The following is a 25,936-nucleotide window of genomic DNA, read 5'->3' as shown; positions in this document are numbered from 1 at the left end:
TGATCGGTATGGTTCGCGATCGTTGCTTACGTCGCTTTCGTGGACACTCGGTAGCCGTCAGCGATCGACCCCACTCGCACAATCGTGGTTGGCTTCGTGATGTCCCGGATGGCTTGCACCTCCTGCGGAAGGCTGGGATCACAGCCTCCCATAGCGACGGCCATCTGTGGGTAGGTTCGAAACAGGGCTTCATCGCCAGCCTCGACCCATGCAGGTGTGGGATCAACGATACTGAATGCGATATTGCTTTCATCCACCTGCATCGGCCGTTCGAACAGTCGTCGGATGAACGGTGTAGCCGAACCGCCTCCTGTTAGAACACAGCGTACCCGGTTGTGCTTCGCAGCAAAATTCTCGGCCCCACCAGCACGCAAAAGTTTTCTAACGGAATTGGAAAACATTTGCACAAATTGCTGAATCGCATTTCGCTGTTCAAACTCCTCCAACGTCACTGTGATCGTCTGCCCGTCCAAAAGCGTCCGGCACTCACCCGTTTGGAACAGCAGGTGCTTCAAATTCTGAATTTCGCGATCGATCAACGGGCGCAGGCGGTGACTTTCAGGCCCTCCAGAGTCGATACCGAGCTTATCAATGATGATGTTGCGCAGCTGGTCATCAAAGAAGCGCCCGCCACGGTTTACGACATCTCGCGCGTCGCAGAGCGAAGCGAACTTGATTGGCTTGTCGGTCCTGGCAGCAGGCGACACGGCATAGTAAAGCCCGAGGTCGCACGTGCCTGCACCAATGTCCGCCACAAGAAATATGTCCTTTGAGTTTCTGAGCTTCGCCACAGCGCCGCTTGCAGCAGCCGTAGATTCGTAGATGGCATGCTCAATAGCGCTCGAATCGGCCCTGGCGGTTGCCTTCTGCGTCTGTCGGACGGCCTCGCGTAGGAATTCTACCGTGTGTCCCTTTGACCAAAGGTCCGGATCGACAGAGTCGGCCAGGACTTGGGCATTCAGCAGGATGCGACGCATCTCCTTTTTGACGAACTCGGATTTGTCGCCCGTCCAGTTCGGAATGGCAAATCGCCGCCTCAGGAGACCATCGCAGCCAGATTGCTTTGCAGCCTGATTGGTGTGTGACGTCAGATACGCAAGATAGGCTTGCAGCACCTCATAGTAGGTGAGGCCGCTTCCGGTCGGATCGAACTCCGGTGGCAGCACTTGAGTGTAGAAGTTTTCCCCCACTGGCTTGGACAGATACTCTTTCGGGTTTTCAAATCGCGAGTGGCGCGGATCGTTGTCACGGATGCTCGCTGCCACGGCCGCAGGACCGAAGTAGATCGTGCCATCGGCACAAACATACACAGATGAACTGACCGGATAGACGAAACCCGTTTCACCCGCTTGCCGGCCGATCGGCAAAGCACGACAGCAATTGGCACCATCATCAGGATCGCCAATTTCTTTCGACGTGTCCCAGAATGCGGCTTTTGAGTACGCCGTGCCAAAATCCAGGCACAGAGTAATGTCGCGGTCCGGTGCCTGTGTCAGCGCGCGTGTGTTCAGATCGAATTTGGAAGTCGGCAGGTCGGTCTTGGCTATAGCGGGCTTTGAAATTTCTGTGTCCGATGATTGATCAGACTGATCGGGCGCGACGGGCGCACTCTCTGTGCTCGGTGCGCGGGTGGGCGGCGCAGGATTTCGTGCCAAGGAAAGAAGCTCTTGCAATGCCACCTTTTCGCGCTCGGTCAGTGAACCTTCGAGCTTGTAGTCGTTTCGTTCAAGCCGTTCGACGAGGTTGCCGACGAGGACCGTGGCGACTTTCAGTTCCATACCTCCCCCCAACTCAGGCCGGATCAACCTCCGCCTTCAACACGACCGTAGGAGCGAGCCCCCCCGACTGGCGCTCAACCAATGGCGCACGAATACGCACCAGTCTCGCGCCGACCGTTGCCGGTGTCTGTTCGTGCTCCGTGGGCGAAAACTCGACGATATCGCCTACCTCTCCGCGCATCTTGAGGGAGCGGCGGCTGGAAATCAACCGTAAGCGTTCATCGATCCTTTTTACACCGTTTACGATAGTACGAACGATCGCCGTCATAGCGGGGTCAACGACTTCAAGCTGCGGAGCCACTTCATCTTTCAGGCGCGCCATTGCGATCCGCAGTTCAGTGATTTCGCGCATCATCGCCCCCACGATGGCGTCAAACTCCAAGAGGACGCTTTCGGCAGCCAGCGGGTCTTCCTTGGGGGCTATCGGAGCTCTACCGGTCGCGATCCAGCCGGCAACGTGAGAGGGTATTCCAGGCAACGTCTGTGCAATTTTCCTCAGCCTTGCCTCACCGGCTTCTGGCCCAAGCAAACGCATGACCAGCGAACGCATTCGATTGTCGGTGAGGCCTTGGCGCGCCAGCAATGCGATGCCTTCCAAAATCCGCGATGCGATCCGTTGGACCAGATCATTGATTTCGCTCGGCCACGTCTGAAAGCCGAGTTGTCCCTTTACGACATCGACCACCTCGAATGTCTCCGGAGAGCTAACCAGTGAGAACCGCGCGCGCACCAATTCATAGAGCAGGCCCAACGCCGCTTCGGCCGCGTTGCTGCGCAGCGACCGTCCGATGAGATCGCGGCTTGTCAGCGCTTTTACGAATCTCGCGAGGTTCGGCCCAAGCTCTTCGCCGGCGGGCAAGTCTCTGGTCGCGATTGCGGGGCGCAGCCTGGCCGCGATACGGCTCAGCCGGCGGGCGCGTGTCGCCGCGGCATCCTTTGTATCGATGGTGAGAGATTCGGCGCTCTCCGCGAGATAACGAAATGCAGCGGCAAGATCGGGCGCTTGATCGAGGAGAGCGGAGATCAACGCCTCGCGGGCTGCTTCCCCGGCATCCTCTTGGACGATGGCTTGAGCCAGGTACGAAGGCGAGACCTTTGCGGGTACGAGGGAGATCGTGATCGCAAGGTAGTAGCGGTCTTTCGCGTCCGACAGGAAGTGGAGGTCAGGAATCGCGATATCGGACGCTGCCAGCGCTCGCCCGATTGCTTCGCGCGTCGCACGTATCGTCCTGACTGTTTCCGTCAGCCGGCCAAGAATCGAAAGCCCCGCGGCTCTCGCGGCCGGCTCCCATTGGGATATCCTCCGCACAAGCGTCTCCGCGGCCTCCGGAAAGCTTTGATGCTTTACGAGGGCGGGAAGCTTCTTCTGCTTCTTGATCCGGGCAAGCGCGTCGGCCAAGGCGGATGGGTCTGCACAATTGCCCAATTCTGACGCGAGCGTGGATACATCCGGCGCGGAATTCATGGTTTGCAGCCTAACTTAATGGAAGCGCGCGCCGAGCGCGCGAAGCATGTTGAAAGTATCGATGCAGTCCACTCCGAACGCATCGCACACATTAGGAATGGGCACCCTTCTCCTAATGCCGGGATTCTGAACTTCGTCGGTGGCGACGATCAGACCGTGCACCCTCGCGTAAGCGACCAACCAGCCGTCGGCGCCCGCCGCGAAAGCAGTCTTTGCTGCAGGGAGGTATTGCGCCTTATTTTGAACCCAGGCCACTACGTTGCTGAACACTTCGGTGACCTGGCGATCGCCAGTTGCGGCGAAAAATGACGCCGGCACCTGCTGCTGTATCCATTGAGACAGCGCATCGGCTTGGCTAATTAGTTCGTCACGCACACGATCGATCGAGCGAAGGTGTGCGCCGTTGTGATGCGAGAGGAGCGCGGTCCAATAGCCAGGGCATATATCGAACGCGTAGTACCGCTTGTGCGCCTCGATGAAGATATTTGCGTCAAGCAAATATGCGGGCGGCGCTGTCATCATTGCGGCGCCCCTTCAATGATCGCAAGGTACCGCTCGAAGGTCGCGCCGCGCAGCCCGGTCAACTCGAAGGCGTCGCGATAGAGAAGCCGCCCTTCTTTGGCTGCCCGGCCCACCGCTTCGGCGAATGGCCTGCCGACCCGGTAGTTCTGCGTGGCGTAGAAATTGCCCCCCGTTGACTGTCGAGCCGCTCGGCGTCGATCTTCTTCCTGATAGGCATTGTAGAAGCGAAAGAATGCATCACGGCTGATCAGCCGAGCATCCAAAGCACGCCGTGCGGCGACCAATTCGCTGACTTTGAAGCGTCGTGCGAGAAGAGCGAATCGTCGGGGTGCGCCGGAGATATCACTCCAAACGCGCCGCAACTCTTCTTCTGGGATGAGAAACTCGGCCGCAACGGCATTGCAAAACCTCTCGCGTGAATCGGGCGCGGGCTGCATATCTCGCAGATTGAAGACGCCAGCTTGATTGATCCACAGATGCGCCAGCTCGTGAGCCAGCGTGAACATCTGGGCCGCTTTGCCGTCCGAACCGTTGAGAAAGACAAAGGGGGCGTAATCGTCTGGTAGGACGAAACCGCGAAACTCCTCTGGGTCAAGCTTGCGGCGGGTATTGTTTCCGACAACACCATTGATGACGACAATGATCCCGATCATCTCGGCGCGATTGCGGAGCCAGGAGAGCGCGTCGGTCCAGGTGCCATGCAAGTCAGCCCAGCCGGCGACCGCGCCGACAGTTCGGCGCATAGCAGCAGCAATCCGCGCGGGTGCGGCATCGGCCGTTACTGACCCGATAAAAGGCAATGGTTCATGCCCGGCCTCGATCCGGTCCTCCCGCAACCACGCTTGGCGGCGCTGCATGTCGAAGATGGTATCAAGCAGATTCGCGCTCGGCCGGCGGATCGGCTGGTCGTCGAGCGTGCGGAAATCTGGGATCGGCAATGCGTCTTCGGGGGGCTCCGGAAGGAATAGGTAACCCAGCGGCGACGCGGTCGCGTCAGCAAATGCTTCGACTTGGCGCAGCGTTGGTTTCGTCGTACCAGCTTCCCACTCGCGTAGCTTCGGGAATTGACGGAGGAGTGTTTCTTCTCGAAGCCGAGCCCGCTCGCGCGCCCAGCGCAGGAGCGCGGGTTTCACATCTACGCGGATGCTGGCCGCCCTCGGCATGATGTGCCTTCATTCCTCCACTCTGCCGCTACTCTTGCAGATCAAGGCTTGGTCGTTAATCGCCGCGCCTCGGCCGCCCGATCTCGCGTCCTCTGTGCCGGCTTACACCGCCACGCACCAATTTCCGCCGGTCCCGCCCGTGTCAGGTCCGGATCGAGGCCGGATGCGCCATCACATCCGTCAATCCGAAGTCCCCTCCCTTGAACAGGAGCGGCGCCCGCATGACCGCCGAAACAGCATAGGCCAGACAGTCGCCGAAGTTCAGCTTCGCCGGATGCCCGCTTGCCCGGCCGAAGCTTGCGAACGCCTTGGAGGCCGCGTCCGCCATCTCGCGGCTGAACGGGACGACCGAAACCGGCCCGGCTTCGACGAACTGCTCCAGCCAGCGCGACGAGCGCGCCGTGAGATTGATCGCGCACCACGCCCGCGCTTCGACCAGCGTTGGCGCGCCGATCGCGCATTCCTCGGCGGCGAGAAGGTCGAGAAGCCGCTCGGCATCCTGCTCGCCCTTGATGATTGCGACCAGCACGGAGCTGTCGAGCACGATCATGCGGGAAGCCCCGTGGCCTCGTCATAGAGCGCCGCGACGGGCGTTTCCGGTCGCGCCATGCCGCGCTTGCGGTCCTCGCGCAGGAGCCGGCGCCACAGCTCGACCTGCTTCTGTGGCGCCCGCTCGCGCCGGCGCGGACGATAATGCCGCAGGGCATCGAGCACCACCTCGCTGATGGTCTTGCCGGTCTGGCGCGCCAACGTGCGCGCGAGCTGCGCGGCTTCGGCATTGCGGATGTGAACCTGGTCTTTCACGGCGGTGGCTCCGGCGCAATCGGCGGACATTCAGGTACATATGTACTTCAGAACGCCGACGGCGGCAAGGTGACCCGTTCCTGCGGTTCAAGACCGCTTCGCCCAGGTATGGAAATGCTTGAGCACCGCACCAAGCCGCGGCGCGTAGTCCCAGCCTTCGTGGAATGTCTCGAAGACATGCACGAGCTGCTTCTCGGTCAGCCCATAAAGGTGAGCCACGACCGCGTCCAGTTCCGCGATCAGGTCCTGTTTCTCGCCGTCCTGGAGGGGGCCGCAGTCGACCCTGACGGCCTTGGCCCAGGCTGCGAACCGTTTGTCCGGCGAGGCCAGCCGCCCGGCGAGCGCCACGACGCGTTGCCAACGCTTATCGTCGCGAGCGGGACGCGGGACGGGCAGGGGATTGAACACAAAGAAATTCAGATGCTTCTCAACGAACCGGCGCGCGTACCAGTCGAGAGGAATTGAGGAGAGTACGCCGACGAGGAACGCCTGATCTCGCTCGTCTCCGCGTGGCCAAAGCAGGTACGGAGCTTGATTGCCAATAAACACCCGGGGTGGAACGAGGCAGGCCCGAGCCGTTCGAGAGTCCGTGGCGCGCGTTACGTCTCTGAAGGCAATTCGCGCAAAGTTGCACGCCAGCGTGGCTTTGTTTTGGCGATACGCGGGTGTGAATTCCGCGTGTGCGCTATCGCGCCGGCTTTTTCCGCTGCGCAGCCGTTTGGCGTAAAGCCACGGAATGACTTTTTCTGGATCAGCAAAGGCGTAGTACTCGCCGGTGTCGGGCGTCCAAATGTCGAACGACTCGCCCTTGTAAACCGGCCAAAATCCCTTCGGGCATTTTTCGGACTTGAGGTCCATCAAAGGCTTCTGCGCGGTGGCATGAAGCTCGGTGTCCGGCCTGGCGCGCCAGGACTTGCCGTCGTTGAGATCGAGCCGCGGCGCCTTCCGGAGCTGCGCGAACACCTCGACCGATTGTTCTGTTGGAAACAGAGGTAGTGATGCAGCATCGTTCCACGAAAGAACGTCTGCTTTGCGGAAACGAGTCCCGACAGCGTCGTGGCGCGCTTGAAATGATGCCAGATCGGCAAACGTGCCCCGCACCTCGATAATCGGATCAGCAGCGGCGCCCTTTTCGACCGCCGCTAGGATCATCGTGTCTCGATGCTCTACTTCATCGAAGACCCAACCGCCGCGATTCAGGAGCATCGTCAGATTTGTTTCTGCCGATCCGTCAAACATGGCCTTGCGAAATAGCTCTGAGCCTTTCGCCGATGCGACCCCGCGAGGTAGCACTACCCCGATCCGTCCCCGCTCTTGAGCTGTTAGATTCCAAAATCGCCAACAGAACGCCTTGTAGAGGTCCGGATCGCCAGTGCCCATGCCGGGGTATGCGCCCGTTGTGAGCGTCGCGCGTACCCGCTCCATTTCATCGACTTCGCGTTCATAGAGCTTGGTGAGGTCCGGTCGTTGACGCTGAAGGCGAGCCTTTTCGCGCTCCAGTTCACTTTGTGACAGGCCGCGTAATCCGGGGAAATGGCGAGCCCAAAACGCGTGTTCTTCGATGGTCGCTTCCTGCCAAGGCGGATTGCCAAGGATCACATCGAATCCGCACCGCCGGCGCAGAAACACCTCAGGGAAAGCGACGGGAAAATGCAGCGGATAAAGCCCGGCGAGCTCCTTCGCCGCGAGTCGCGCCGCTTTTGACGCATGGATTTGATGTTTTTGTTTGTCCCAGTCCTCCGGCTGAAGACGGATATCGGCGTTGAGCGGCTCCGCGACGATGATGTCGCACAAGGCGCGCGTCGGAGCCAAAGCCAACCGCGCCTCCTCCATGGCGCGGCGCGCCGCCTCCACATCCTTGAGCGAAGCGTCCGCCAGCCGGGCGAGCCGCATCAGCGGTTGCTTGGCCTGGCCGAGCAGATTGTCGGCATCGACCGGGAACAATTTGGTCGAGTGCTTCTCAAACCAGGCGCGAATCTCATCAATGGTCCCGATCCCGACCAGAGCGTTGCCCTGAACGAGATGGTGATCGAGCACGGTGAGCGGGAGCCCGGGCACGAAAGTGTGTATCCAGATCGAAAGGCGCGCGAGCTCGACCGCAAGCGTGTTGAGATCGACGCCGTAGATGCAGCGCCGCGCGATCAGCCGGCGCAGCAGTTGCGCGTCCTCGATCGGTACGTGGCTCGCTTCCGGTCCGAGCTGCTTTTCGGCCGCTTCGCGCAAGTTTGCGAGCTCGCGTTGTACGCCGGGCAATGGCCGCCGGTTCAGATAATCGGCGATGCGGCGCTCGATGCGGTCGATGGCCGCAACGAGGAAATGGCCCGAGCCCATGGCGATGTCGGCGACGCGGAAATCGAACAGCGTTTCCGTCGCGGCGGCGTCGTCCAGAGCGTCAAGGCGCTCAAGGTGATCGTCGAGGGCGGGCTCGAGCGCGCGATCGAGCAGGTGCTCGACTGCAAAGCTCTTGGTGAAATAGCTGCCGGTCGATTTGCGCGCGCCCGACCGGTTATGAAGGTAGATCGTGCCTTTTGGCACCTCGACGGTCTGTCGGCCCTGGTGCGGGACATAGTTCCCCTTGTCGTCGATCGCGAGGTCGATGTCCGCGACCGACAATTCCGATTCCAGCAGACCTTCGTAAATCGTGCCGAATTCGCGCACGCCGAGCGAGCGGAAATCGACGGGCCCGAGCGGCCCCTCGGGCGCATGAATCAGCAGAAGATGTTCGAGCACCGGCTCGAACAAGGTGTCCGGCAAGGAGAGTCCCGCGAGCGCCGCGCCCGCGGCTGAGACGGATTTGTCCGTCGTGAAGAGCCCGCCGTCGTAGGCGGGGACGCCCCATTCGGTATTGCCGATGTTGACAGCGCGAAAGAGGCGCTCGACCTCCTCCCAATGCGCGTTGCCGCTGGCAATCGGCAGCCCCTTCGCCTTCGCTTCGGCCAGCTCCTGCGCCTTCTGCTTCAGCGATCGGCGACGATAGGCGTCGTTGGTACGATAGGGCAGGAGGTCGCGATCTTCCGCGTAGGCGATGAACAAGAGCCGGAACAACACCGTCAGCGCCATGCGGTAGGTGAGATCAAGCTCCTCGGCGCTTGGGTTCTTGAGCTTGCGCGCATCCGCGATGGCGCGCGCCAAGCGTGGGACCACTTCCTTGTAGATGCGCTCGCGCAACTCGACGGCGAGATCGCCGGCGAAGCGCTTCGAGGCATCCAGCAATTCGGTGACGGTGCCCTTGGGATCGAGCGCCTCGGCCGAGAAGAGCAGCCACAGATAGGCCAGGTGTTCGTCGGCCAATAGCGACGTTTGCACCTCGACGTAGGTCTCGGTGCGCCCGCGCCGGCCGACGCCGGTGCCGACGGCGGTGGGATAAAGGCGCAACCGATCTCCGTGGAGCACGACGACCCACGGCAGGCCTTCGGCGTCGGCCTTGGCCAGCGCATAGGACACGGGCGAAAGATTGTTGAAGCGGACCGTCCCGGCCTCCGGGATTTCGGCCGGATCGAGCAGGACTGCGAGCGCCGCCCGGCGTTCGCCACCCCGCAGAAGGAGCGTGAGGTTGTCCAATCGTTCGACCTTGAAGCCGAGGCCGGCGAGAAGGTCCTGTCCTTTCCGGGCAGCGATTGTCTTTGCCTTCTCGGATGCCGCGGCCCACTCGGCTCGCCGCTGGGCATCGACGGTCAGGGCATGCAGCGCAAAGAGACCTTCGTTGCGCAGCCCGGGCACCGGTGTATCGAGCGACGGCAAGGCCTGGGCGAGGAACGCGAGCGCCGCATGCCGGTCGGGCTGGTCGAGCGCCGCCCGGCACAGCCGCTCGGCCTGGCCGCGATCAATACCGACCCGCACGGGCGGATCGTCACCCGCGGGACCGCAAAGGGCGGCGTGTTCCCCGTAGAGGGCAACGAGCAGGACGGGAGACGCCCGGCCGCCCCGCCGGGCCTTCCAGGCAGCCTGAAGGGTGCCGCCCGACGGCTGACCCTGGGCGGCAAGGACGATCACCTCGAAGGCGTTCTGGCCGTTGCCGATATAGAGCGCTTTCGGTTCGAGCCCCGCTTGGCGCGGAAGGGTCAACGGACGGGGCACCCGATCCGAAAGAAACGATCCTGCGATATCCAACGGCGGTCCCCCGAACAAAGCCCCCGATTCTGCGCCAAAAGCTACCATTTCGAGTGGCGGAGGCGAACGGTCGATCACGACCAAAATTCGTAGGTCGAATGCGCACCCGCGCACCCGAGAAGGTGCGCACTCCGGGGTGCGCACTCCGATTTTGCTTCTGCCGGTAGCGCAAGGCCGCGCCTTTGCCGCCCGGATACGCTTGGCGCGCGGAAGAACCTAAGGCCGGGGGCTGATCTTCGTAGCGCGAAGCAAGTGCCGCGATCGCTGGAGTTCCGTTGCGATCATCGGCGCGTGCCCGGTCCATGGACGCCTATCGTTGCTAACTCTGCGACTGCCTTGGCCTTGCGCGATTCGTGCCATGCCGGCCAGCAGCGCGAATGCAGCCAGGCATGTCCCGTCGGTTCGGTGCCGAACGGCAGCAGCGGATCGCGCGAATGTTCGGTCTGGCCGCAGCCCAGGCAGCGGCTGGGCGGCGACCGCACCGGATTGCGATTGAGCCATTCGACGACGCAGCACTCGAAGGCGCGCGCCTTGGCTTGTTCGCGGGATAGCCTGCCGGCGGAACTGGCTATGCCGGCCCGCTCGTCGAAGAAGGAGAGCCAGTCCTCCCCCGACCAGCCGTCGTTCGCCGGTCGCAGCAAGGCAATGATGCCGGCCTTATGCTGGGCCAACAGGTCGAGCACCGCGGGCGGCGGCGCGGTAGCGGCTTCAAGCGCGAGGGCATCGCCGTCGATCCCGAGCCTTACGCCCGCGGCTCGCGCTACCTTGAGGGCTTCCGCGGCGCTCATAGCCGCGCCCTCCATGCCGGCGTACCAGTTTTGTCCGACTCGGAACGCAGCGAGCGATTTGCGTCCGCACCGTCCGCATCGGTCGCGCCGTTGGATTCCAACGGGTTGCCGCGGACGATTGGGCCGTTGCCGCTCCTGAGACCGTCCGCATCGTCGCCGACCGTCCGCAAGCCTTGCGACGCAAACCCATTGGCCGGAATGAGGTTCGTCTGATTGGTGGACGCTGCGGACGGTGCGGACGGTTGCGCCCGTGTAGTTTCTGGCGCGGACGATGACCCTGTGGTGATGCGGATGATGCGGGTCCGCGCCCGACCTTCGCGCTCGAAGCCGATCTCGATGCCGACTTTGCGCAGGAAGGTTGCCGCCCGGCGCAGACGGCCCGCCAGCGCCCGCGGGCTGTCCGGCCACGTCTTGGACTTGGCAAGGCGCTCGCCTGCCATTTCCGCAAGGGCGCCCAGAAGCTCCGAGGCCGTTCCCGTCCACTCCGTCCGCGCCGCCATCAGTGTCCGCACCGCGGCGGCGATCGGATCGGCCTCGATCACGCCTTCCACAGCCTCGTCGCGATTGCCGCAATAGGCCGACCAGAACGTGCCGGCGGGCCACAGTGCGGTTTCGCAAGCCGTCGCCCACAACGCGAAGTCCGCCATGCGCGGCAGCTTGTCGAGGCGGGTTTGCGGCAGCGTGGCCAGTCCCTTCGCCGCCGCGTTGAGAAGTGCACCAAGGATGCGCGGGCGCTCGGCCTCGAAGGCTGCCCACAATTCCTGCTCGGGCCGGCGGCGTTCCTCGGGGATCGGTTCGAGCGTGAGAAACAAAGCCCGATCGGCCAAGTCCGGCCGCGTCACGATATCCTCGATCCCGTTCAGGATCACCGGCCGTGCCGCGTCGAACAGCACCTCGTCCTGATCGGAGTAGAGCTGGCGCACCGCGAAGCCGCCGCCGGTGGCGAGGCGGCACAACGTATCGGAAATCCACGCCGGCAGGCCCGACACATTGTCGAAGGCGAGCACATGGCCGTTGCTGGCTGCGATGAACAGGTCGCGGTCCTCGCGCGGCAACGCGCGCAACGGCGCGGTGTTTGGATCGAGCAACGCGCGCAGGATGGCCGAGAAAGTGGATTTTGCCGAACCCTGCTCGCCCGAGAGCACCAGCACCGGATAGGGACCGCGATTGCGCAGGCAGGCCAGCGCCCAGGCGACTACCAGCACGAAATCGGTGTCGGACCGAACATTGAGGAACGATCGCAGCGCCTCCACTGAACCGCCCGCAACCGGCGCCGGCAATGGCTGCATCCCGGCGGCGCGGCGGAAACGCACCGGCGGATTGTCGATCACCCGCCAGCCGGTGGCGTCGATCTCCACCGCCCGCCATGTCTCGTCGCCGAGGTCGAGATAGAGCCGCCCGTCGAGACCACCGATGCGGACATGAACCGTGCGCTCCGGCGCATCGAAATGTGCTTTCGCCTCGATCACGTTGAGCGCCGATTGCAACGCCTCCGAACTCGGCGCGCGTCCCGTCGCCTCAAAGAAGCGGCGGGCGAGCCAGCGGCGAAAGCCCTTGGCGCGGATCGGCCAGGTTTCGCGATGACCGTTGATGTCGAGGTCGGCAAAGCCGGTGCCGTCCGGCGCATGGAACAGCTCGGCGGATTGCGCAAGATCGATCAGGATATCGGCCTGCGTCGGGCCGCGCCCGCCCGCTTCGCCGCTTTCCTCGGCGATGGCATCGTCGAGCGCCGTCACCCGGCATCCGGCTTTCTTCAACTGCGCCCGCAGCGCCTCGAAGGCAGCGCGATCGTCACGCTTGAGCGTCACGAGGCATTCGAGCACGTCGGGCGCGAAGGGGGCACCCGCGTCGGCGGCAGTCCTTTCGACGAGGCCCTCAAGCGGGTCGCGAACCTCCTCGGCCGCATCGATGGCGGCCCAGATCGGATCGTGATTTGCGGCGTCCAAGATGCTCATCGGGCGGCTTCCTCGATGCGAGGCGCGCGAAGGAGCAGCAGATCGTTGAAGTCCGTGCCTTGCGGCGGGCGGGCGATGCGCACGCGCCGGCCCTCTCGCTTCCAGCGCCGTGCGCAATCCTGCGCTGCCGCTTCGCCAGGATCGTCGCCATCGGCGAGCACGATCACGTCGCGAACCCCGTGTGGCAGCTCGAGGGCGCGCAGGCCCGAAGTCGAAAGTGCAGCCCACGCGGCGTATTTGGTTGCCGGCGGCAAGGCAGGTTTCGATACCTTCGCCGACCATCAGTAAATCGCCGGCTGGTCCCAGCCGCACCGCGCCGCCGCAGCACGGCCCAAGCATCATCTTCGCCGGCTCGACCGGCGCCTTCCCGGCGCCGCCGCGGGCGAGAAAAGTGCGATGAATACCGATAGGCTTGCCGTGAGCGCCGTGTGTCACCAGCGCCACCATCGCCGGCCAGACAGCGCCCGAAGGATGCCTCAGCCCGGCATGGAAGCGGATCGACGGCGGGATCGGAAGGACGAGGCCACGCGATCGGAGATAGGTCTCGACCGGCGTTCCTTCGGCCGATTGCGAGTTGTGCCAGATGGCGAGCGCCGCTTCAGTTCGCCTTATCGCGTCGTCGTCGGTCTCGGGCACTCGATTGGGCTTGCCCAAGAAGCGGGCCGGGCGTCGCTCGTCCGTGCCCCAGACACCGCGCGCCCGAAGCGCGGCGATCACGTCACTCTGATCGCATCCGGCATGGCAGCGCACGAGCACCTTGCCGTCGCGGGCGTCGGCGATGGAAAGGCTCGGCGTGCGGTCGTCATGCGCCGGGCAACGCGCCATCCAGGCGGCGCCGGTCTTGCGCCCGCCGAGCGCCCGGGCAAGGCCTTCAGCGCTCATCGCCGGCCTCATCGCGCCGAGGATTGTCGGATTGAGGCGTTGGCGGTGTCAGATTCTATCTTCGGAAGACGTGCGAGCCAGCTGCGCAGATCATCGACGCGAATGAGGGTCTTGCGACCATACTTTGCGGCGACGAGATCGCCGCGCTTGATCGCCTCGTAGAGCGTGGTTCGGCCGATCCGGGCAGCGGCGCAAGCCTCGGCGACCGTCAGGGCAAGTTGTTCCATGATTGTCTCGCCATCGTTGACCGGTTTAACTCCGGCGGTCAGGCCCGCGTTCGCGCGGGCGATGGCGAAAGATTTCTGATCGAATCACCTACGAATAAACCGAACAGTTTTTCGTAGACCAAATTAGTTCGACGGAAATTTCAGTCTCTTTTTCGTAGGAGTTCTCGCTTCTCGCTCGCGGGCAATGACTGAGCTCGGATTTTCGCCGAGGCCTCGTAGTAACGGGCGACAAGGCTCGCGACGTTCTTCTTTTCTCCGCGGCCGGGACTACCCCAAACGTCCGGCTGTCTAATTTGCAGAATACGGACGGCGTCCGCGACGCCCTTCTGGCGCTCGGCTTTAATCCTCTCCACAGCCTGTACCAGTTCGGCAGCGCGCTTGCCTTGCCACTTCGGCGGCCGGCCCCGCTTCCTAGGATTGCCAAGGAAATGGATCTTCATCCCTGGCACAAAGTCCGCCGCAAGTTTGAGACTTAACAGCAGCCAACGCGCGGAGTGCTTCGGATCAATCTTATAGAAGGCCAGCAACTTGCCCAGTTTCGCCAATTGCCTGCGTCGAGCACGCCGGATGGCAGCGTCTACAGCAGTCTCGATCTCCGCATCAGACGAATCGTCGGGGAGAGCGGCAATGACCATTAGAAGGTCCTCCATGATGGGTTCAGCGAGTTCCCCGGCGAATTGTGGAGCCACCCGCAAGAGTTTCGTCGCCCGCTTCGACATGGATTTTGATGCTCGCACTGCCATCGTGCATAGCCACTCGATTCCCGAGTGACGTGTGTAGGATATGCTTGATTCGGTCCGCCCCGCATTGCTGAGAGGCTGCGGAGATCGCCGCACCAGCTCGCTACGGGAATCGAACCCGCGATTTTTTAAGGCGGAAAACGCGTTGGCTGACGTGTTGGCTCACGACAAAATCTCATTGAGAGACGTTTTTTATATCAATGGCTTGCGTCCAATTTTCGATTCCGCCCCTGGCACCATCCTATTGCGAGCGAAATTGCGAATGTGTGGTGCCGTCGGCGGCCAGCGGCGTCATCGGACGATACCGCCAGGGTCGTCGTCTACGTCGGCAAACCGCGAGGATCGCGCGCCGGTCAATTAAAGAGCGGGCGACGATGTTCCCAATGAGCAAGATCGCCCGATGCGCCGCATCATTACTCCACTCTGCCCCGCGCATGATGGCCCAGCTTGAGCTCGTCGCGGTCGTCTTGCACCTCCCCCGATCCGCGTGAACGGCGCACACCGGATCGTGACAGGATTTTGTTGTTTCGGTTCACGACTAGCCACGATGAGATATCGCCATCCACGCAGCCATACCTCGAATCGGGAAGGAAGCTTGTCGGTTGCATGTGCCACTTCAATCGGAAAACGGATACGAGCCATGCCATAGGACTCGTTCTGACGGCCCTTGGTGGCGGCTTAAACTGCCGCTAGAAGGGCTCAGATCCGCGGGCGTTCGGATTTGTACATGATTGGGGAGGCTCTATGTCTGTCGCGGTCGCCGCCGGCGCTTATCTGCACCATCTTGAACTTGGCAGCAGTGACCCTGCGTCACTGGCCGCCTTTTATGCCCAAGCCATGAAAATGACGGCAGCGCCGCTGCGTGAGGGTTGGCTTTGTCGCGGCCCGCGACGGTCCATGCTTTTCGCACGGGGAAAGAATAATGCACTCCACTATGCAGCCTTTGCCTGCCGCGACGCAGACGCGTTGGAAATGCTGCGGTCCCATGTCGAGAAGCAGAAGATTCCGCTGCTTCCCTCGCCTTCAAAGCTCTTCAATGAAAGCGCCTTCGCTGTGCGGGATCCAGATGGAAACCAGACAGTCTATGGCCTCGCGCCCGACGGAGCGGCCGACGAGCCGGCGCCTATCCACGGACCGCTCCAGCACGTCACCCTGACCAGCACCAACATGGCGGCGTTCGAGGATTTCTATGCCGGCAAGATCGGCTTTGCCGTATCCGACCGCGTCCGCAACGACAAGGGACAGGTGACCACTTGCTTTCTGCGAAGCAATCACGAGCACCATACCCTGGCCGTCTTTCTCAAGACGGAAGCCGGCCTCGATCACCACAGCTACGAAGCCGGCGAATGGATTACCATCCGTGATTGGGCCGACCACCTGGCGACGCTGCGCATCCCCATCGTCTGGGGTCCCGGAAGGCACGGGCCGGGCAATAATCTGTTCATCTTCATCAAGGATCCGGATGGCAACATGATCGAAATCTCCGCCGAGCTGGAAGTGATCCATGATCGGCCGGCGAAGGAATGGAAGCACGAGCCCTATACGCTTAACATGTGGGGCCCTGCGATCATGCGGAGCTGAGCGCCGCAGCCGACGCGGTTGGATAATCAAAAGTGACGCACATCGGGAATAGGAAAAACTGACATGGCACAATTGGTATTTGCCGCCGGCAGCTCCCACGGCCCTACAATACAGAGCACGCCCGACAAGTGGCTCAATCTGGCCGAGCGCGACAAAAGGGACCCGCGCTACGATTTCCAGGCGGTCTTGCGCGAAGCCCGCCCCGGCTTGGAGCGCGAGATCACGCCGGACGTTCTGCAGGCGCGCTACAAGACCATTCATGCCGATCTTGATAAGCTCAACGCCGTGATCGCCAGCGTGCCGGTCGACGTCGTGATTGTGGTCAGCAACATCCACCGGGTCCGCGACGACGACAACCACGCGGTTTTCGGTATTGTCCGCGCGGAACAATTCGAGGTTGCGCGCATGTCGCAGCAACTTTTCAATCCCGACGCCAAGCATTTCGAGGGCATGGGGCGCAAGCAGGAGGAGATCGTCGCGGTGCGCCCCGGCCATCCCGCGCTCGCCAACTACCTGATCGAAACGCTGATCGACGATAATTTCGATATGGCCTGCACCGATTTCATTCCCAAGGGCGTGGCGCTCGACGACGCCTTCACTTTCCCCGACGAGTGGATGTTGAAGACCAACGATATTCCGATGGTGCCGTTGCAGATCAGCCGCGATCTGCCGAACCAGGCGAATGCCTCGCGCTGCTACGACCTGGGCGGCGCGCTGCGCCGCGCTGTCGAGAAATGGCCTGTGGATGCCCGCGTCGGCTTGATCGCTTCCGGCGGCTTGAGCCATCAGGTCGTGGACGAGGAACTCGACAAGATCGTCATCGACGCGCTGGTCGGCGGCGATGCGGACACGCTGCGCAAGCTGCCGCGAAAGCGGCTCAACCGCGGACCGGGAACGCCGGAAATCCTCAACTGGGTGACAGTGGCAGCCGCCATGGCGCCAATCAAGATGACATTGGTCGGCTACACGCCCTGTTACCGGTCGCTCGCAGGCACCGGCCACGGCATCTGCTTCGGCTATTGGAAGCAGTGAACTAGCGGCGAGACACCCGCCATCACCGCGCGTTCTGCCCGCTACTTCTTCGGCCTTCCTTGCGCTTTTGCCGCGCTGCGGCGCAAGGCCTCTTCCTGTTCCGGCAGCAACGGTTTCGCATCGGGCGTGAATGCCGTGCGGTGTCCCCACGTCGCGTCATAGTCACGCTGCCGCTCCGGCGGAAGAAATCGCTCCTCAAGGTCGCGGATCATATCGTTGCCGAGCAGTTTTCGACGATTGACGCGCCCCCACCGGCTGCGGTTCATCGCCTCGCTCCATTCCGCCAGCACGCCGTTTCCTTTGTCGTGCAGCTCATTGAGAAGCTGCCAGGCGCCTTCAAGGCCCGCGCTCGAGGCGATGGTCGGATACATAACGATCCGCAGCCCCATCTGTTCATATTCCTCGAGGGTCGGCGTCGATTCCGCACCGGCCCAGACCGTCAGCACGGGAGCCGGGATTTCCCGGCAGGCGCGGCGAAGGTGATCCCGAGTCTGCACGGAATTCAGCCAGACAAAATCGACTCCACCCTGTTCGACATAGGCGACACAGCGCTCGATGGCTTCGTCGAAGGAGCCGCCTTCTGCGCCAAGAATGTCGCATCGCGCGCAAATCACGAAATCCGGATCGATTTCGTCGCGCGCGGCGACGGCCGCCTGATATTTGCCGACCGCTTCGGCGATCGAAACACAGCGGCGCCCGGCCAGCGTCCCGGATTTTTTCGGCGCTTCCTGGTCCTCGATCTGCATGGCGGCGACGCCGGAGCGGACGCACTCCTGCACCGCGTAGTAGACGTTCACCGCGTTGCCGTAGCCGGTATCGGCGTCAATGAGGACGGGGATATCGCAGCGCATCGCCATGTGCCGGGCATGGTCGACAAGGTCGCGCAGGCCGACGATGCCGTTATCCGGCAGCCCGTAGAGGAAAGCGGAGAGCTGCGAGCCGGCCAGGAAAAAGCATTCGAAGCCCGCTTCCTGGGCCAGCTTCGCATAGAGCGGGCTGAACCCGCCCGGCATGACCGTCAACCGTTTGCGCTGAAGGATTTCGCGAAACTTCCGGCGCTTGAGTGAAAGTGCGTCGTTGGCTGCCATAGGGCGTCCTTGGCTTTGGTGTCGGCGATTATCTGCAATTAAGCCATCTCTGCGTGCCTGGACGACCGCGCGCGGCCGGTGCTGCCGCATGTTTTTCTGTTTTCCAGAAAAAATATTTTAATATTAATAGGTTAGGTGGGGATTGATCGGCCTGTCAATGCGTCATGAGACGTCTGCCGCGCGGCAGACCCGCATTCGTGCGCCGCGGCGCGGCCGCTCTGGAACCTTGGGGCCACACTTGCGTTTTTGTTAATTGCGCGAGTTGGTGAGAATCCGCGCCGGAGACGGCCCCCGGTCTTGCGGACTGCTTCTGGAAATCCATCAATGAATGTCAGTGAATTCGCCAGCGTCCGTACGACGTTCGAGCGGATTTCCCATACCGGCGCCAATCTGGCGACCGCTCCCGACTTCATCGAATTACTGCCGCTTGCGGTTTATGCCTGCGATTCAGCCGGCCGATTTCTGTGGTTCAACCACCGCGCCGTGCAGTTGTGGGGGCGGACGCCGCGCATTGCCGACGACAACGACACGTATTCCGGCTTCTACAAGCTCCATTTTAACGGTCGCGAGGTCGAACGGGACGCCACACCGATGGCGGAGGCGCTGCGCACCGGCATCCCCGTTCACGGGCTCGAAGGCCAGATGGAACGGCCCGACGGTTCCACGATCTGGGCGATAGTGCATAGCGAACCGGTAGAGGATGAAAGCGGAGCCGTCGTCGGCGCCATAAACTGCTTCCATGAAACCACGACGCTGCATGATGCCTTCGATGAATTAGAGGATTTTTTCGAAAATTCCGCCGTGGCGATGCATCTTGTTTCTCGCAACGGCACGATCCTGCGCGCCAATAATGCCGAGCTGGAGATGCTCGGCTACACCGCCGGGGAATACATCGGCCGCAACATCGCGGAATTCCATGCCGAGCCGGCGACCATCGACGATATCTTACACCGGCTGCTGCGTGCGGAATCCATCCGCCACTACCCAGCTCGGCTCCGCGCCAAGGACGGTTCAATCCGGCACGTGCTGATCACCTCAAATGCGCGGGTCAGCGGCGGTGAGTTCGTCAATACCCGCTGCCTGACTCTGGACGTGACGGAGCAAAAGCGCGCCGAAGAGGCCTTGGCGCTCCGCGTCATGGAACAATCTGCACTTTACGACCTGACAGAAAAGCTTCAGCACGTGAGGTCGCTCAAGGAGGTCTACGAAGCCGGGCTCGAAGCCATCATGCGCGTCTTGCGCTGTCCGCGCGCATCGATCTTGGTGTTCGATCACACCGACACCATGCGCTTCGTCGCCTGGCATGGTCTTTCGGAGAGGTATCGTCGCGCGGTGGAGGGCCATTCGCCCTGGACGCGCGACGAGACCGATCCACAGCCAATTTACCTGGAGTCGGTCGAGCGTGCGCCTTTGAGTACCGAGCTGAAGCAGACGATTGCGCAGGAAGGGATCCGCGCCGTCGCCTTTGTCCCGCTATTGGAGAGCGGCCAGCTGCTCGGCAAATTCGTGATCTATTACGACGGCGCGCATTCGTTTTCCCCTTCCGAGAGGAACGTCGCGCTCACCATCGCCCGGCAGCTCGGATGGGGCATCGAACGAATGCGAGCGGCCGAGAAATTGCAGCGCCTCGCCGCCATCGTCGAATCGTCGGACGATGCCATCATCAGCAAGGACTTGAACGGGATTATCACCACCTGGAACCGCAGCGCCGAGCGCCTATTCGGCTATTCCCCCGCGGAGGTGATCGGCAAGCCGGTGACCGTTCTCATTCCGCCAGATCGTCTCGACGAAGAACCCGGCATCCTCGCGCGCATCCGCCGCGGCGAGAAGGTGGATCACTACGAAACCGTCCGCCAGCGCAAGGATGGAAGCCTGATCGACATTTCGCTCACCGTGTCGCCGGTACGCGACGCGGCGGGCAATGTCGTTGGCGCCTCGAAAATCTCGCGGGATATTTCGGAGCGTAAGAGGTCCGAAGCCGCGCTGCGGCGGAGCGAACAGCGGCTGCAGGAACTGCTGGCCGCGATCCCGGCGGCGATCTACACCACCGATGCGGAAGGCAAGATCACTTATTACAATGAAGCGGCGGTCGAACTGGCCGGGCGAGAGCCCAGGCTCGGTAGCGACGAATGGTGCGTCACCTGGAAGCTGTACTGGCCCGACGGCAGACCGATGCGGCACGACGAGTGCCCCATGGCAATCGCGCTCCGGGAAGGGCGGCCGATACGAAATGCCGAGGCGATCGCCGAGCGACCGGACGGCAGCCGTGTGCCATTCATCCCTTATCCGACGCCGCTGCGCGACGCCAACGGCAAGATCGTCGGCGCCATCAATATGCTCGTCGATATCAGCGAACGCCGGCAGGCGGAGACGCATCAACGGGTCCTGCTCAACGAACTGAATCATCGCGTGAAGAACAACATGCAGATGATTCAGTCGCTGCTGGATTCCGCGGCCAAGCAGGTCCGCAGCCCCGACGCGCAGAGAATCTTCGATGAGGCGAGCCGGCGCATCGCCGCCATGGCCGCCGCGCAGCGCGTTCTTTACGGCACCGCGGCAGCAACCCGCTTCAAGTCGGAAGATTTCCTGGCCGCCGTCTGCCATACCGCACAGGAGACTTTCGCGGCCAATGTGAAAATCGTGTGCGAACGGGCCACCGGCATATTGTCCAATGACACGGCCATGCCGCTGGCGCTCATCCTGAACGAACTCTTGACCAATGCCGCCAAATACGGCGCCACCAAGCCCGGATCGGTTATCCGTGCCGGCCTGGTCGGCGAGGGCGATGCATTCGTGCTGTATGTGGAAGACGACGGACCCGGATTCGATCTGAGCGCGGTGCGTCAGCGTTCTTCAGGTCTCTATCTCGTTCAGGGGCTTGCGCGCCAGCTTCGCGGCCAGTTTGAGGTCAGCAAAAATCCGACCCGTTGCAGCGTGCGATTTCCAGGGGGGAACGAAGCTTGAAACGCACACGAGCGGTCCTTCCGCTATCCGGGCAACCTGCCCGGACAGTGCCGCCGATATCGGGGACTCAGGTCTACGCCCGCGACGACTTCTCGGGCGCCGGCAGGCACGATCAGGCAAAATTGCTCCTGGTCGAAGACGACTATCTGGTAGCCAGCCAGATGGAAACCGCCTTGACCGACGCCGGGTTTGCGGTCGCCGAGGTCGTTGCCTCGGCGGAAGAAGCGATTAGCGCCGCCGCCACGCATCAGGTAGATTTGGTGGTGATGGATGTCCGGCTGGCCGGGTGCCGCGACGGCGTCGACGCGGCCGTCGAATTATTCGACCGGCATGGCATCCGCAGCATCTTCGCCACCGCGCACTGCGACGCGGAAATCCGCCGGCGCGCCGCGCCCGCCAAGCCGCTGGGCTGGCTGCAGAAGCCTTACAGCATGTCGTCGCTGGTGGCCGTCGTGCGAGGGGCGCTGGACCGCCTCGACGAACCGGAATAGCGATCGCTTATCTAGGCAATTTTTCCCTGGGATGATAGCATTTTGCGATCACCCGAGGGCGCCGTGGCGATCAAGCTCAGCCAGCTTCGCAATTTCACCGCCGTGGTCGATGCCGGCGCCGTGCGCCAGGCGGCGCGGATGCTGCATCTCTCGCAGTCCTCGGTGACCAAAAGCATTCAGCAGCTCGAGCAGGAGCTTGGCGTGCCGTTGTTACACCGCGGCGCCCAGGGCGTGACGCCCACCGCGGCGGGGCAGGCGCTGCTCGGCCGGGTCAAGGCGATCGAGGCGCAATTGCGCCATGCACGCAATGACGTGGAAGCCGTCGCCGGCGCGAGCGTCGGCGAAATCCGCGTCAGCGCCTCGCCCACCGTTGCCATGGGTCTTCTGCCGCGCGGGATCATCGCCTTCCAGCGTGCGCATCCCCGCGTCACGTTCCGGATTCTCGAAGGCGTCTATCCCGACGTGCTGCCGACGGTCCGCACCGGCGACATCGATATCGCGATCTGTCTCGTCCCCGGCCGACCGCGCGACGAGACGCTGAGCTTCATCAGCCTGATAAAGGACCGGCTGGTTCCCGCAGTGCGATCCGATCACCCGCTCCTGGCGCGGCGCAAGCTGCGGCTTGCCGATCTGCTCGATCTCGATTGGATCATCTACCGGCGCAGCCGCAGCGGCCTCGACGTGTTCGAACAGACCTTCGTCGCCAATCGCCTGCCGCCGCCCGAGAGCACGGTGGAGTGCACGTCCTTCGCCTGCGCTCTGGCGCTGGTGGAGAGCGGCAATTACGCGACGCTCGTGCCCTCGCAGATTTTTGCCAGCGCGCGCAGACCTCTATCGATTGCGCCGGTGATGCTCGACGCGCCGATGCAGCCGTGGCAGGTCGCGGCCATTTCGCGGCCCGAGCATGAGCTTTCCGCGGTGTGCCGGGCCTTTCTCCGAGAACTGCGGCGGACGGCGGCGAAAATCGGGCTGCCGCCGGACGGGCGCCGCCGCGCCGGCCGGTCCAAGCCGGCGGCGTGATCGACAAATTCGATCAGCAAACCGCCAATTGGCATCAAGCGGCAACGCCAGGGATTCTATAATGAGGGAAAGCCGTTCCTTTTGCCCATCCGGCTAGGTGGATTCGATGTACTCCCGATTGAAATTGAAGGTGATCTTGTTCGGGCTGGCGCTGCTCATGAAATTCGCCGGCTGGCGCTATCCGGCCTTCGCCGCACGGTTGAAAGAGCATGACCTCCTCGCGCAATTTAAGACGCGTGACGAGGAGATCGGCCGCTGGTTCAGATTCTCGCGGGGCAGGATCACCTCGGGCGTCGGCGCCGTGAAGAACGCCGATGTGACGGTTGGGTTCAAAAATGCCGCCGCCGGCGCCGCGCTGCTGACGCCGCCGATCAACTGGCTCGATCAGATCAACGCGCAGAAGGAATTCGTCCTCACCGTCGATGGCGACGACGGGCTGGTGAACTGGTTCACTCAGACGGTGATGATGGCGATGAGCGCCGGCGTGAAATTCGGCACGCCGCAGCCGGACGGCAGCATCCGCTATTGCAACATGGCCAATGGCGGGCCGCTCTTCGTTTATGTGAAAGACGGCAAGATCATCCGCACGACGCCGATCGATCTGGAGGAAAGCGACGGCGCGTCATGGAGCATCGAGGCGCGCGGGCTCACTTTGACGCCCCCACGCAAGACCACGCTGGCGCCGCACGGGCAGAACTGCAAATCCATCGTCTATTCGCCAGACCGCTTGCTCTTCCCCATGAAGCGCGCCGACTTCGACCCGAACGGCGCGCGCCATCCGGAGAACCGCGGCAAGTCGGGCTATGTGCGCATTTCCTGGGACGAGGCGCTGAAGATCGTCAGCGACGAGATCAAGCGGCAAAAATCGGTTCATGGACCCGGCTCGATTGCGGTGTCGCACGGCTCCCACCACACCTGGGGCAATATCGGCTACTACCTCTCGGCCCTGTTCCGCTTCATCAACGCGGTCGGCATGACGCGGGTCCATCACAATCCGGACTCTTGGGAAGGCTGGTATTGGGGCGCGGTGCATCATTGGGGCCACACGCTGCGCGTCGGCCAATCGGAGACCTACGGCACGGTCGAGGACTGCCTTAAGAATTGCGACATGATCGTCTTCTGGGCGGCCGATCCGGAAACCACCTCCGGCTCCTATGGCGCGCAGGAAGGCACTGTCCGCCGGCAATGGCTCAAGAATCCCAAGCTTGGCATCAAGGTCGTCCACATCGATCCCTATTACAATTCTTCGGCGCAATTCCTTCCCGGCAAATGGCTGGCGCCGAAACCGACGACATCGCCCGCCCTGGCGATGGCGATCGCTTACGTCTGGATCACGGAAGGTCTTTACGACAAAGACTACGTGCGCACGCACACCGTCGGCTTCGACGTCTGGAAGGCTTATCTCCTCGGCGACGAAGACGGCGTGGCAAAAACGCCGGAGTGGCAGGAAAAGGAAACCGGCGTACCGGCGAAAGACGTGCGCGCGCTCGCCCGCGAGTGGGGCCGCAAACGCGTCTATCTCGCGCCCGGCGGCTGGGGCAACGGCCACGGCGGCGCCTGCCGCAACCAGACCGGCATTCAGTGGGCGCGCGTCATGGTCTGCCTCAGCGCGATGCAGGGTCTCGGCAAGCCCGGCGTCAACATGGGCAATCTGCAATGGGGCTGCCCGGTCGACTTCAATTTCTATTTTCCGGGCTATTCCGAAGGCGGCATGTCGGGCGACCTGGAGAACACCGCGCTGCCCGTCGCGCTCTACCAGCGCATGCCGCAGCTGCCGACCATGAATTCCAACGGCCAGCAGATCCCGCGCATCTGGCTGCCGGAGGCGATCGCCGACGGCAAGGCCGAAGGCTACCGCTGGGTCGGCAAGTCGATCGAGCACCAGTTCGGCAAGTTCATGTATCCCGCGCCCGGCCACGCGCCGGTGCGCATGCTCTACAAGTACGGCGGCTCGATCCTCGGCACCATGAACAACACCAACCGCCATGTGCGGATGTACCAGAGCGAAAATCTGGAGTTCGTGGTCAACCAGTCGATCTGGTTCGAGGGCGAGGCCAAGTTCGCCGACGTCATCCTGCCGGCCTGCACCAACTTCGAGCGTCCCGATATCTCGGAATGGGCGGGGCTCGGCGGCTACGGCCATCACGGCCAGCAGCAGCTCAACCACCGCGTCATCGTGTTTCAGGCGCCGGCGATCGAGCCGCTCGGCGAATCGAAGTCCGACTTCTGGATTTTCAACGAAATCTGCAAGCGGCTCGGGCTCGCCAACTATTTCTCCGAAGGCATCAACGAGATCGACTGGGTCAAGCGCATCTATCTCGCCTCCGACCTGAAGAAGGTCATCTCGTGGCGGAAGTTCCTGAAGAAGGGCTACTACGTGGTCCCGGCGGAGAAGGAGAAGCTGCGTGCGCCGGTGTCCTTCCGCTGGTTCTTCGAAAACCGCAAGAAGGACGTGCCGGAGGCGCAGCCGCTGCCGTCCGACTACATGGAAGAGTACCTGCGCGGCCTGCAGACCCAGTCCGGCAAGCTCGAATTCGAGTGCAACAGCCTCAAGCGCTTCAAGGACCCGGAGCGGCCGCCGATCGTGAAATACGAGCCGGCGTGGGAGGGTCCGCACTCGCCCGAGTTCGCGCGCTATCCGTTGCAGCTCTTGACGCCGCACTCCAAGTACAGCTTCCACACCCAGGCGGACGGCAAGAGTTCGTTCCTCAACAACATTCCCGATCACCGGGTGTGCATCGACGGCTGGTATTACTGGATTCTGCGGCTGAATGCGCAGGACGCCGCCGAGCGCGGCATCAAGAAGCACGATCTCGTCAAGGTCTACAACGATCGCGGCGCGGTGATCTGCGCCGCGCTGCCGACGCAGCGCCTGCCGCGCGGCGTCTGCCACGGCTACGAGTCGTCGGCGGTCTATGCGCCGATGGGCGAGCCGGGCAAGTCGGTCGACCGCGGCGGCTGTCTCAACCTGCTCACCCCGCACAAGACCCAGACCAGGACCACGCATTCGCTCGCCGGCGCGCAGTCGCTGGTGCAGGTCGAATTGTGGGACGGGCGCATCGAGCATATGTCGGAGACCTTCGCCGCCATCGCGAAGGATCAGGACGTCAAGCGCACGCTGCGCGAGGCGAACCTGGTGCCGGCGAAGTGAAGATGACGTTGCTATTTATCCCGGCGTCATGCCCGCATGGGCGGGCATCCAGTAAACGCGAAGATGCTTGGTTACTGGATCATCCGCCTTCGCGGATGATGACACCCGAATGGGTCGCAAGAGTTGAGTGAAGGCATCGACAATGTCCAAGTGGAACCTGATTATCGACGTCGCC

At 62.6% G+C, this 25,936-nt stretch carries 18 protein-coding genes; 6 read left to right on the top strand and 12 right to left on the bottom strand.

Annotated elements, in window-relative coordinates:
* Positions 1–26: 26 nt before the first annotated feature.
* The 11 genes from VFB05_RS29255 to VFB05_RS29200 form a co-directional block, all read right to left on the bottom strand.
* Entirely contained in the window at positions 27–1,778 is a 1,752-nt protein-coding gene (locus VFB05_RS29255) for a hypothetical protein (protein ID WP_325019104.1), read from the bottom strand.
* A 13-nt stretch (positions 1,779–1,791) separates the two neighbouring features.
* Positions 1,792–3,243: a hypothetical protein gene (locus tag VFB05_RS29250; protein ID WP_325019103.1), complete on the bottom strand. Its 1,452-nt coding sequence runs from the start codon at positions 3,241–3,243 to the stop codon at positions 1,792–1,794.
* A 15-nt stretch (positions 3,244–3,258) separates the two neighbouring features.
* Positions 3,259–3,765 carry a DUF4411 family protein gene (locus VFB05_RS29245; RefSeq protein WP_325019100.1) on the bottom strand — a complete coding sequence of 169 codons (507 nt, stop codon included), beginning with the start codon at positions 3,763–3,765 and terminating at the stop codon, positions 3,259–3,261.
* The gene (locus VFB05_RS29240; protein ID WP_325019098.1) at positions 3,762–4,928 is read right to left on the bottom strand and encodes an ImmA/IrrE family metallo-endopeptidase; all 1,167 of its coding nucleotides are present in this window, start codon (positions 4,926–4,928) and stop codon (positions 3,762–3,764) included. The genes VFB05_RS29245 and VFB05_RS29240 overlap by 4 nt, the downstream gene beginning before the upstream one ends.
* A 142-nt stretch (positions 4,929–5,070) precedes the next feature.
* Positions 5,071–5,478: a type II toxin-antitoxin system VapC family toxin gene (locus VFB05_RS29235; protein WP_325019096.1), complete on the bottom strand. Its 408-nt coding sequence runs from the start codon at positions 5,476–5,478 to the stop codon at positions 5,071–5,073.
* A complete protein-coding gene (locus VFB05_RS29230; RefSeq protein WP_325019094.1) occupies positions 5,475–5,732 on the bottom strand; it encodes a type II toxin-antitoxin system VapB family antitoxin in 258 nt (85 codons plus the stop codon). Before VFB05_RS29230 ends, VFB05_RS29235 begins: the two co-directional genes overlap by 4 nt.
* Positions 5,733–5,819: 87 nt before the next feature.
* The gene (locus VFB05_RS29225; protein ID WP_325019092.1) at positions 5,820–9,797 is read right to left on the bottom strand and encodes an Eco57I restriction-modification methylase domain-containing protein; all 3,978 of its coding nucleotides are present in this window, start codon (positions 9,795–9,797) and stop codon (positions 5,820–5,822) included.
* 326 nt (positions 9,798–10,123) lie between these two features.
* A complete protein-coding gene (locus tag VFB05_RS29220) occupies positions 10,124–10,630 on the bottom strand; it encodes a hypothetical protein (RefSeq protein WP_325019090.1) in 507 nt (168 codons plus the stop codon).
* Positions 10,627–13,467: a DUF7146 domain-containing protein gene (locus VFB05_RS29215; protein ID WP_422652943.1), complete on the bottom strand. Its 2,841-nt coding sequence runs from the start codon at positions 13,465–13,467 to the stop codon at positions 10,627–10,629. The genes VFB05_RS29220 and VFB05_RS29215 overlap by 4 nt, the downstream gene beginning before the upstream one ends.
* Positions 13,468–13,475: 8 nt before the next feature.
* The gene (locus VFB05_RS29205) at positions 13,476–13,694 is read right to left on the bottom strand and encodes a helix-turn-helix domain-containing protein (RefSeq protein ID WP_325019083.1); all 219 of its coding nucleotides are present in this window, start codon (positions 13,692–13,694) and stop codon (positions 13,476–13,478) included.
* Between the two features lie 140 nt (positions 13,695–13,834).
* Positions 13,835–14,413 (bottom strand): hypothetical protein, encoded by a 579-nt coding sequence (locus tag VFB05_RS29200; protein ID WP_325019081.1) that lies wholly within the window; start codon positions 14,411–14,413, stop codon positions 13,835–13,837.
* 993 nt (positions 14,414–15,406) lie between these two features.
* Between VFB05_RS29200 and VFB05_RS29195 the strand changes: the two genes are divergently transcribed.
* Positions 15,407–16,015 carry a VOC family protein gene (locus VFB05_RS29195; RefSeq protein WP_325019079.1) on the top strand — a complete coding sequence of 203 codons (609 nt, stop codon included), beginning with the start codon at positions 15,407–15,409 and terminating at the stop codon, positions 16,013–16,015.
* Between the two features lie 63 nt (positions 16,016–16,078).
* Positions 16,079–17,047, top strand: a complete 969-nt coding sequence (locus tag VFB05_RS29190; protein WP_325019077.1) for a hypothetical protein — start codon at positions 16,079–16,081, stop codon at positions 17,045–17,047.
* A gap of 41 nt (positions 17,048–17,088) precedes the next feature.
* Here the strand turns inward: VFB05_RS29190 and VFB05_RS29185 are convergent, their stop codons facing one another.
* Positions 17,089–18,135 (bottom strand): isocitrate lyase/PEP mutase family protein, encoded by a 1,047-nt coding sequence (locus tag VFB05_RS29185; protein ID WP_325019074.1) that lies wholly within the window; start codon positions 18,133–18,135, stop codon positions 17,089–17,091.
* Between the two features lie 324 nt (positions 18,136–18,459).
* Between VFB05_RS29185 and VFB05_RS29180 the strand changes: the two genes are divergently transcribed.
* From VFB05_RS29180 to VFB05_RS29165, 4 genes are all read left to right on the top strand, one after another.
* Positions 18,460–21,099, top strand: a complete 2,640-nt coding sequence (locus VFB05_RS29180) for a PAS domain S-box protein (protein ID WP_325019072.1) — start codon at positions 18,460–18,462, stop codon at positions 21,097–21,099.
* A complete protein-coding gene (locus tag VFB05_RS29175; RefSeq protein WP_325019069.1) occupies positions 21,096–21,590 on the top strand; it encodes a response regulator in 495 nt (164 codons plus the stop codon). The genes VFB05_RS29180 and VFB05_RS29175 overlap by 4 nt, the downstream gene beginning before the upstream one ends.
* A 63-nt stretch (positions 21,591–21,653) precedes the next feature.
* Positions 21,654–22,610: a LysR family transcriptional regulator gene (locus VFB05_RS29170; protein WP_325019067.1), complete on the top strand. Its 957-nt coding sequence runs from the start codon at positions 21,654–21,656 to the stop codon at positions 22,608–22,610.
* 106 nt (positions 22,611–22,716) lie between these two features.
* Positions 22,717–25,761, top strand: a complete 3,045-nt coding sequence (locus tag VFB05_RS29165) for a molybdopterin-dependent oxidoreductase (RefSeq protein ID WP_325019065.1) — start codon at positions 22,717–22,719, stop codon at positions 25,759–25,761.
* Positions 25,762–25,936 lie beyond the last annotated feature (175 nt).

Source organism: Bradyrhizobium sp. (genome assembly GCF_035652035.1).
GTDB lineage: Bacteria > Pseudomonadota > Alphaproteobacteria > Rhizobiales > Xanthobacteraceae > Bradyrhizobium.
The sequence above is the reverse complement of the archived record's forward strand: the minus strand, read 5'-3'. Positions and strand labels throughout refer to the sequence as shown.

What these genes read in the sequence shown, in the direction of transcription:
- VFB05_RS29255 (WP_325019104.1), bottom strand. Translation starts at nt 1,778, where the DNA reads ATGGAACTGAAAGTCGCCACGGTCCTCGTCGGCAACCTCGTCGAACGG.
- VFB05_RS29250 (WP_325019103.1), bottom strand. Translation starts at nt 3,243, where the DNA reads ATGAATTCCGCGCCGGATGTATCCACGCTCGCGTCAGAATTGGGCAAT.
- VFB05_RS29245 (WP_325019100.1), bottom strand. Translation starts at nt 3,765, where the DNA reads ATGATGACAGCGCCGCCCGCATATTTGCTTGACGCAAATATCTTCATC.
- VFB05_RS29240 (WP_325019098.1), bottom strand. Translation starts at nt 4,928, where the DNA reads ATGCCGAGGGCGGCCAGCATCCGCGTAGATGTGAAACCCGCGCTCCTG.
- VFB05_RS29235 (WP_325019096.1), bottom strand. Translation starts at nt 5,478, where the DNA reads ATGATCGTGCTCGACAGCTCCGTGCTGGTCGCAATCATCAAGGGCGAG.
- VFB05_RS29220 (WP_325019090.1), bottom strand. Translation starts at nt 10,630, where the DNA reads ATGAGCGCCGCGGAAGCCCTCAAGGTAGCGCGAGCCGCGGGCGTAAGG.
- VFB05_RS29215 (WP_422652943.1), bottom strand. Translation starts at nt 13,467, where the DNA reads ATGAGCGCTGAAGGCCTTGCCCGGGCGCTCGGCGGGCGCAAGACCGGC.
- VFB05_RS29205 (WP_325019083.1), bottom strand. Translation starts at nt 13,694, where the DNA reads ATGGAACAACTTGCCCTGACGGTCGCCGAGGCTTGCGCCGCTGCCCGG.
- VFB05_RS29200 (WP_325019081.1), bottom strand. Translation starts at nt 14,413, where the DNA reads ATGTCGAAGCGGGCGACGAAACTCTTGCGGGTGGCTCCACAATTCGCC.
- VFB05_RS29195 (WP_325019079.1), top strand. Translation starts at nt 15,407, where the DNA reads ATGCTGCGGTCCCATGTCGAGAAGCAGAAGATTCCGCTGCTTCCCTCG.
- VFB05_RS29190 (WP_325019077.1), top strand. Translation starts at nt 16,079, where the DNA reads ATGGCACAATTGGTATTTGCCGCCGGCAGCTCCCACGGCCCTACAATA.
- VFB05_RS29185 (WP_325019074.1), bottom strand. Translation starts at nt 18,135, where the DNA reads ATGGCAGCCAACGACGCACTTTCACTCAAGCGCCGGAAGTTTCGCGAA.
- VFB05_RS29180 (WP_325019072.1), top strand. Translation starts at nt 18,460, where the DNA reads ATGAATGTCAGTGAATTCGCCAGCGTCCGTACGACGTTCGAGCGGATT.
- VFB05_RS29165 (WP_325019065.1), top strand. Translation starts at nt 22,717, where the DNA reads ATGTACTCCCGATTGAAATTGAAGGTGATCTTGTTCGGGCTGGCGCTG.